4 protein-coding genes and 2 pseudogenes are annotated in these 8,024 nt (G+C 58.3%); 4 read left to right on the forward strand and 2 right to left on the reverse strand.

All coding sequences use genetic code 11. From position 1 onward, the window contains the following. Window positions 1-677: 677 nt before the first annotated feature. A complete protein-coding gene (locus RF638_RS11575) occupies window positions 678-1,901 on the reverse strand; it encodes an IS110 family transposase (protein ID WP_368842076.1) in 1,224 nt (407 codons plus the stop codon). Window positions 1,902-2,148: 247 nt separating this feature from the next. After that, a pseudogene (locus RF638_RS11580) lies at window positions 2,149-3,352 on the reverse strand (IS110 family transposase). 341 nt (window positions 3,353-3,693) lie between these two features. Here RF638_RS11580 and RF638_RS11585 point away from each other — a divergent pair. From RF638_RS11585 to RF638_RS11600, 4 genes and pseudogenes are all read left to right on the forward strand, one after another. Then, on the forward strand, window positions 3,694-3,888 hold the full coding sequence (locus tag RF638_RS11585) for a hypothetical protein (protein ID WP_368842077.1): 195 nt from the start codon (window positions 3,694-3,696) through the stop codon (window positions 3,886-3,888). A gap of 15 nt (window positions 3,889-3,903) precedes the next feature. Next, window positions 3,904-4,623, forward strand: a pseudogene (locus RF638_RS11590) (transposase); the annotation flags it as partial. Window positions 4,624-4,925: 302 nt separating this feature from the next. After that, entirely contained in the window at window positions 4,926-6,146 is a 1,221-nt protein-coding gene (locus RF638_RS11595) for a hypothetical protein (protein WP_368842078.1), read from the forward strand. Next, a complete protein-coding gene (locus tag RF638_RS11600; protein WP_368842079.1) occupies window positions 6,143-7,897 on the forward strand; it encodes an ATP-binding protein in 1,755 nt (584 codons plus the stop codon). The genes RF638_RS11595 and RF638_RS11600 overlap by 4 nt, the downstream gene beginning before the upstream one ends. Window positions 7,898-8,024 lie beyond the last annotated feature (127 nt).

The raw sequence follows: 8,024 nt of genomic DNA on the forward strand, positions 1-8,024 counted from the left end.
CGGACGCCTCGCGTATGGGCCGGCCTGCCTGCCGCGCTACAGCGCAGGCTTCCTGGCCGGCAAAGGGCTCCACTGCACTGAGGGCCGTGACGTGGACCTCAAGATGGCACGTAAGGGTCATGCCGTGTCGCACCCGGGGGCGAGGAATTCTGATGCTTCAGTCTGGAGAATCTGCTTGTGACCCAGATACGAGCCCAGCCGATGCCACCGAGTGAGGTGAAATCAAAAAAAGGGTGGCTGCCAAGCAGGCGCCTGCCCTCTTGGCGTTTTTCGCTCCGGCAATCAACTGACTATAGGCCTGCGCCGGTCCGAAATCCCGTCCGTGGGCAACTTCGAGGAGTGGTACCGAGGCCACTGAAACAGCTTCGGGGCCTACGCCCAGGACCATAGCAAGGAGGTGCTCGGCATGTAGTCGTGGTCCAGCGACGCCCGCCTGTACTCCGACTGACGAGCATGGGTGCGCGACCAGGAATAGTCATACACCGTCGTCGATGCCGTCAGGGGTGGGGTGCGCGTGTTCAGGGACAAGTGACTGAACCCTAGCCCCCGGGAGGACGACGGCCGCTACACGGCCGGTGCACTCATCACGACGAGCTAGCCATGGGTTGTCAACGCCACGGTGACCGACCTGCACTAGCAGGTGACGGCCGATACGGGGGGTGTCCCTATGTTGTGAGTCAAGCCGCGAGGGCGGCTGGCTCGGGGGTAGGGAAGGGTTCTGGGGGCTGGTAGTAGGTGCCGTCGCGTAGCATCGCGAAGATGACGTTGCAGCGGCGGCGGGCCAAGCAGATCACGGCGGCGTTGTGGCGCTTGCCCTGGGCGCGTTTGCGATCGTAGTAGGCCTTCGAGATCGGGTCGTGGTTCGAGGCGACCCATGCAGAGTAGAACAGCGCGTTCTTCAACCGCTTGTTGCCCGATCTGGCGGGGAACTCCCCTCTGATCGAGGTCCCAGATCTTCGCGTGACCGGTGCGATCCCGGCATAGGCCGCAAGGTGGCCCGGAGTCTCAAACGCGGAGCCGTCGCCGATGTTCAAGAGGATCTGAGCAGCGGTCTTGATGCCGATCCCCGGCATGCTCATCAAGACCCCGGCAAGAGGGAAGTCCTCCAGCATGCCCTCGACCTCCCGCGCCACGGTCGATCGTTGTTCTTTGAGTTCCTTGACCTGACCAGCGACTCTGGGGATCACCAACTCCACTGCCGCGGTCGCGGGAACGGTGACGGTCTGCTCGCCCAGCGCCTTGAAGATCCGATCGATCAGCGCTTCGGGGTCACGGCGGGAGTGGGACCGGGCGAAACGCAGAACCTTGCCACGACCAGCAGTCTTGAGCCCGGTGGGGCCTGCGAACTTCTCCAGCAGCTCCAGCACCAGCGCCGTGGAGAGGCTGCTGCCGGTGAAGACCCGTTCGAGTGCGGGATGGATCTGTGTCAGCAGCGATCGGATCCGGTTCAGCGCCCGGGTGGTCTCGTGGGCGAGGTCTTCATCGAAGCCAGCTAGGACTTTCAGGGCGGAGAGGATCTCGTTGTCACGGTCGACGGCTCGGAGGGTGTGGGGCATGGTCCGGGCGGTGTCGGCGATGATGAACGCGTCGCGTGCATCGGTCTTCGACCTGCCCGGATAGAGGTCCGCGGCCTTCCTCATCGCCAGTCCCGGGAGGTAGGCGACGGTGCAGCCCGCGTCCCTGGCCACAGCGATCGGCAGCGCGCCGATGGTGTTGGGCTGATCGACGACCATCAGCACCTCGCCATGGGCTTGCAGTGTCGTGAAGAGCTCGCGCAACCGGGCCTCGTCCTGGACCAGAGGCTTGTCGAACAACTTATTCCCATCGGGATCCAATGCGCAGGCATGATGCCCGAATTTCCCGACGTCCAGGCCGATAACGACCGCGAACCGTGTGTCCATGATGCTGTCCTTCCCTGGAGCATCACCGCTGGTCGCAGGCTTGACACCCGATGCCGACACCCACGTTACAAAGAGACCTCAGCAATGCTGGGCCGTGTCCCTATCAGCGGTCAACGCGTGTCTCTCGACCAGGCGGCAACACCCCCCGGACCATTGATGGCAGGGCAACAAAGCCATACCCGGCCGAGCGACCAGACCCCGTCCATCGGGGTACTCACAAGGTAACGGGGTGCTTCTATGGTTTCTGTCAAGCGGCCAGGGCCACGGTGGGTGGGGTGGGTTCTTGGTAGAAAGATCCATCACGCAGCATGGCGTTGAGCACGTCGGTGCGACGTCTGGCCAAGGCGATGATGGCTTGGTTGTGGCGTTTGCCCGCGGCTCGTTTTCGGTCGTAGTAAGCCCTGGAAGCAGGGCTGGCGTTGATGGAGGCGAACGCGGAAAGGGACAGCACCCGTTTGAGGACCTTGTTACCCCGTCGGGAGGGCGATTCTCCGCGGATCGAGGTCCCGGAGCGCCTGGTCACGGGTGCGGTCCCGGCGTAGGAAGCCAGGTGCTCGGCGTCTTTGAAGTCCTTGCCCACGACTTTGGTGAGGATCCGTGCTGCTGTCCTGACCCCTACCCCGGGCACGGAGGTCAGGACCTGGGTGAGAGGGTGAGCATCGACCACCGTGAGGATCTCGGTCTCGATCTCCGCCCGCTGGGCACCTAGTTGCGCGAGTTGGTCGGCCAGGCGCCCGGTGATCTTCTCCGCTGCCGAAGTACCTGTGACGGTCACCGTTTGTTCGGTCAAAGCTGTGAAGATCTCCTCGGTGAGTTTCTCCGCCACCCGGGGCGCGTGTTTCTTCAACAACGCCCGCACATGACCCCGCCCGGCGGTTGTCAACCGGGCCGGGGACGAGTACCGGGCCAACAAAGCAACCACGCCCGGGTGGCCAAGTCGCGGGCCGAGCACGCGTTCCAGGGCGGGGTGGATCTGGGTGAGGAACCCGCGCAGCCTGTTGCGGACTTGGGTGATCTGAGAGGCGAGGTCATCATCGAAGCCACACAACATTGACAGTTCGGCGATGTCTTCCTCTACCACGGTAATCCCACGCAGGGTGTGGGCCATGGTGCGAGCGGTGTTGGCGATAATGAGTGCATCCCGGGCATCTGTTTTCGCTTGCCCCGGGTGCAGGTCCGCGACCCGGCGCACGGTCCACCCGGGCAGGTAGGCCACCTCGATGCCCAGATCCTGGGCCACCGCGATCACCAGGGCACCGATGGTCTTGGGCTGATCCACAACCACCAACACCGGGCCGTGTGTGGCCTGCAACCCTTCCAAGAAGGGCCCGGATCTTGGGCTCGGACTGGGGTAGGGGTTTGTCGTAGGTGAGGATGCCTTCAGCGGTGATGCCGCAGGCATGGTGGGAGGTCTTGCCGACGTCGATACCGAGGTAGAGCTGGTGGTCCATGATGGTCACCTCTTCATCACGCAGGAACAGGGGCGATAACCAGGTGGTTCACTCGCCCGCATCCACGTTACAAAGTCCCGCCTGACGGGTCGTGCTTCTGACTTGTCTTGAATGAGAGAGCGGCCGGCACTGTGGAGCCTGCAGCTTCGTAGTGTTGATGGTGACGGTCAGCATTGGTCCGCGTGCTTCTTGCCGCCCCAGAAATGGGATTGGCTCACTAATAGGGTGCCCGGCTGACCGTCATCGGCCCTGGGTATGGTTCGACAGAGGCGTGTAGGTGATTCAAAGTCAGAGTGCCCACCCAGGGAGCTTCATATCCCTACGAGTGGAAGCAGCCCATCATGACTGTCATCGGAATCGATCCACATAAATCTTCACTGACCGCCGCAGCGCTAGAAGCCGACGGGACGACCAACGCTACCCGTCGTTTCGCTGTAAACAAGGGCACGGGCCCGGCCGTGCTGGCGTGGGCCTCACGATTCGAGGAGGTCCTCTTCGCTGTAGAAGGCGCTCGAGGCCTGGGACGAGGTATCTAGCAGTTCCTTCTCAGTCAGGGCCATGAAGTCCTCGATGTGCCCTCCACATTGTCGATGAAGGCCCGGGTCCTGCATACCGGCGGTGGTCGTAAGTCCGACGCCGCTGATGCCCGAGCCGTGGGTTGGGTCGCTCAACATCACGAGGGTCTGCGGTCGGTGACGACTGAGGACCACGCAGAGATCCTTGACCTGCTGACTCGCCAACGAGACGGATTCCAAAGTGAACGCACCCGGGCGCTAAATCGCCTCCACGACCTGCTCCGAGACCTGATTCCTGGCGGGGTGCCGCGAGGTCTCACCCTGGCAAGGGGGCGAGCTGCGCTGAGGAGCCTGCGGCCGGTCACTGCGATGGGTCGGACTCGTTGGGATCTGGCACGCGATCTGATCGGTGAGGTAGCCCGGCTGGAGAAGCTTATGGACGACTACGAGCAGCGGATCGCTGAGGAGCTGCAGGCTTCGGGCACCACACTGATGGTCCTGCAGGGCCTTAACACGATCATGGCTGGAAAGATCTTGGGCGAAATTGGCGATGTGAGCCGGTTGAACTCGGTGCTGCACGTCATGGCGGTCTGCCAGATCCAACATGGAGGTCTCGGCCGCGACTACTACCTGAAGAAACTTGCGGAGGGTAAGACCCCTCGAGAAGCTCGCAGGGCCCTCAAACGAAGGCTGAGCAATGTCATCTACCGCACGATTCTCAGGGACCTCAGCACCGGCTCACCGGCCATCTCTTGACACAGAGGCCCTATTAGCGGTCCGTGAGAACCAGTACCGGCTCCGGCTGCCTTCACCGCCTGCAATCATGAGTGGCTGGGGGCGACAATCATGCCGGGGCCGGTTGGCTACCTACGCCTACATCCTCCCGGACACCGGCGCCACGAAGAAGGTAACAGGGGGCACGCTGTGGTCTTCCGGGTGGGCGGGCAGGAACCTCGCTCGAACTCTTTCTTGAGAACCCCCGGCAGTTACCCACGGGCGTCGAATACACATCTGACCGGGAATAGCAGTCATACTAAATCCATGACCGGGGACATTGCGTGACTCAGTATCCTTCACTACCAACCGATTCGAGGGCAGCGCATGCAGCAATCGCTGGGTACGAGTACCAGTTCGACAAAACGGCCCTGACGCTTCTGTCCGCTGCGAACACACATGTCGTGCAAATCGAGGGCATTGAAGACATCGATCTTCATACGGGACTACGCAGTGAAGCTGTCCAGGTGAAGTATTTTGCAGGGCAAACCTACTCTTCTCCAAAGAGCTTACGTGATCCGGTTCGTCTGATGCTTGAGCATTACAAGACCGGAGCGCGCTGGGATTATGTCCTACACGTTCATTTCGGTAATTTCGGCGTCATGCCGGATTGTTTCGATGTCACACTGCTTAAGCAAAGCTTGACTAAGAAGCCTCGTACAGGAGAGGTAATGGAGTATTTTGCTGGCGTCAATGATGTCGACCTGGATGACTTCTGCTCGCGCTTGCGAATAATCCGCGGGGATTCGTTTGAGGAGCAGGAGACAGCGCTGATTGCCGCTCTTCGGACCGCGGTGGGATGCGATGATGACGAGGTTGTGGCGATCTACCTTGCGAAAGCTCGCGAATTTGTTCACGAACGTGCAAGGAGTGATGAATCTTCAGTCAGATCTGCTACACGTCAGGAACTGATCGATTGGCTCACCGTCAAGGATTTTCTCTTCGATAAATGGCAGATGCAGAAGATTGGCGCAGATCGCTACCGTGCAGCACAAAAACGAAAGTTGCGCTCTGCGGAATTTCATAAAACCACGAAAAAACGAGCTATCTACTTGGAGATTTCGACGGATAACTTCGACGAGACCGTGAGCTTGTGCGAGGTGCTTGCTCGCAAACATCTAGGGCGTCTAAAGAGCGCGCTTCCTTGGACGATCATCGTCGGCGGTACGCCGGATCTCGTCCGTAAGCTCAAGATCGAGCTAGTTCGTTCCGGTATCACCTTCAACGACGGGCATGAAGATCTAGAATTCCAGCCGCGAGCCTTCATTGCAAATCCTGTCATCAACACGCGCGGTGCAGGAGACAGGATAGAGCGTTCTTCGTTTATTTTGCGGCTCGTTACTCAAGATAGTTTCCGGATGTTAGAACCTTCACAGTTTAAGATTTCTCGATTCGTTTCGATCGGTGACGAGCAAAACTGGATGGGCGATACAGCGGATCAGGTATTCGCGCTGCGCCATTTTGAACCGGTCGTTTACAAACAACTGATGGAGGAGATCGCATGAAAATGAACGAAATGGCGAAAGTCGTCGCCGTCGGGCCTGACTCGGTTGAAATCGAGGTGAGCTCTACTGCGGCCTACGCGGAACTCGAAGAGAAAATCCAAATCGGAAGCTACCTTGAGATATCTGATGACAATGACTCCACGCTAGTCGCCGTCGTCCAAGGCTTTCGCATCAAGGACACCATCGGAAACGAGGAGAGCCAGACGGAGCCCAGATTTATCCTGTCGCTGCAGCCCGTAGGAAGGTTGGACGATGGCGTCTTCACACGCGGCGGCAAGCAAATCACGATCCCCCCTCAGAACGTCTCGATCGCCGGGAAAGATTTGCTTGAGAAGATCTACAGTTCGGTTGAAGAAGAAGACCGTTTTTCGTTCGGCAGCCTGGTGCAGGACAACGAGGTGCGCGTTGCCCTGCACGGAGACAAGTTCTTCGGAAAGCACATAGGAGTCGTGGGATCCACTGGTTCCGGGAAGTCATCGACAGTCGCTGCGATCCTTCAAGAGGGGCTGCGGGCAGGAGGCGCAGTGCGGAGCCCGGGTGTCCTCAACAATTCGCACATCATCATTTTCGATATACACGGTGAGTATGCGCCCGCGTTCCCTGGTGCTCGGATCATCGGGTCGGAAGATATTAAGTTGCCCTACTGGTTGATGAACGCGGAGGAGCTTGAGGAAATATTCATCGAGAGCAACGAGCAAAACTCGCACAACCAAGTTTCTCAGTTTCGTAATGCGGTTATTGCAAACAAGCAACGGAACAATCCCCAGATTGACCCCGTCCGAGTTTCTTATGACTCGCCGGTTTACTTTTCGCTCGAGGGGGTTATCAATTACCTCGGCAATCTCAATTCTGAAACAGTCAGCAAGGCCCCTAATGAAAGTGGTCCAAAGGCGAAAGATGTTGGCCTTATTTTGAATCGTGAGGAGGTGTACTTTGATCGGCGGCTGGAATTCGTTGACCTGTCTCAAGCGAGGGATACGAAAGCGTCTCCCGGCCCGTATGCGGGCGAATTTAATCGCTTCCTAATGCGTCTTGAGACTCGCAAGAATGATCACCGTTTGGACTTTCTTCTCGCTCCGAGGAAGAAAAATGGGGCTGAATATAAGACTGACGATCTTTCCGACCTGCTCAAGCAGTTCATGGGCTACGGGGAGGGTAATAGCAACGTCACAATTATTGATCTAAGTGGAATTCCGTTCGATGTCCTCAGTGTTGTTGTATCCCTCGTTACCCGACTCATATTCACCTTCAGCTTCCACTTCAAGAAGCTGCACCTGAATGACAATTCTGAGCTTCCATATTTGCTCGTTTACGAAGAGGCGCATAACTATATTCCTCAAAGCGAGGGCGCCAAGTACGATTCAGTTAAGAGGGCAATCGAGCGGGTAGCCAAGGAAGGCAGGAAGTACGGAATCTCCCTAATGATTGTCAGTCAGCGGCCATCAGAGATTTCTGAGACAGTGTTCTCGCAGTGCAATAACTTCGTAGCGATGCGTCTCACTAATCCGAACGACCAGCGTTACGTTAAGCGGTTATTGCCCGACAATCTAGCTGCGATTACGGATTCGTTGGCTTCGCTTGAGCAAAGGGAGGCCATCTTGATCGGAGATGCTGTCTCGCTTCCTTCGCTTACAAAGATTGACGAGATCAGTGACAAACCAGCTTCCAACGATGTCAATTTCCACAAGGAGTGGAAGAAAGACTGGTTCGAAGAGGCATTTGCGGGTGTCGTCGAACGATGGAGGGACTAGCCTCGATTTTTCATGGGTTAAGGTTTTGTGGGGGCCAGGGCTTACCGGTTGTCTGACCTGAGTTGGCTCATTCGTTTAGTGCGTGATTTTCGGGGTCGCGGATGGCGTCGAGGACGGCCTGCTGCTC

It is taken from the genome of Kocuria sp. CPCC 205235, assembly GCF_040980905.1.
Lineage (GTDB): Bacteria > Actinomycetota > Actinomycetes > Actinomycetales > Micrococcaceae > Kocuria > Kocuria carniphila.